This is a genomic window from Helicobacter pylori (genome assembly GCF_003638305.1).
Classification (GTDB): Bacteria; Campylobacterota; Campylobacteria; order Campylobacterales; family Helicobacteraceae; genus Helicobacter; species Helicobacter pylori_DJ.
On the sequence record NZ_MVYP01000037.1, the window covers coordinates 1 to 578 of the forward strand.

Sequence of the window (578 nt, forward strand, 5' to 3'; positions counted from 1 at the left end):
ACTATCAAAACAATAACGGGGCGATGAATGGGATCGGCGTGCAAGTGGGCTATAAGCAATTCTTTGGTAAAAAAAGGAATTGGGGGTTAAGGTATTATGGTTTCTTTGATTATAACCATGCTTATATCAAATCTAATTTTTTTAACTCCGCTTCTGATGTGTGGACTTATGGGGTGGGAATGGATGCGCTTTATAACTTCATCAACGATAAAAACACCAACTTTTTAGGCAAGAATAACAAGCTTTCCGTGGGGCTTTTTGGTGGCTTTGCGTTAGCCGGGACTTCGTGGCTTAATTCCCAACAAGTGAATTTGACCATGATGAATGGCATTTATAACGCTAATGTCAGCACTTCTAACTTCCAATTTTTGTTTGATTTAGGCTTGAGAATGAATCTCGCTAGGCCTAAGAAAAAAGACAGCGATCATGCCGCTCAGCATGGCATTGAACTAGGTTTTAAAATCCCTACGATCAACACAAGCTACTATTCTTTCATGGGCGCTAAACTAGAATACCGAAGGATGTATAGCCTTTTCCTCAATTATGTGTTTGCTTACTAGGTGGCGCAAATTCTCTTT

At 39.8% G+C, this 578-nt stretch carries 1 protein-coding gene; it reads left to right on the forward strand.

Features of this window, described 5'->3' with window-relative positions; all coding sequences use genetic code 11:
• On the forward strand, positions 1-560 hold a 560-nt coding region (locus EAL04_RS07865; protein ID WP_162982536.1), incomplete at its 5' end, for an outer membrane protein.
• Positions 561-578 lie beyond the last annotated feature (18 nt).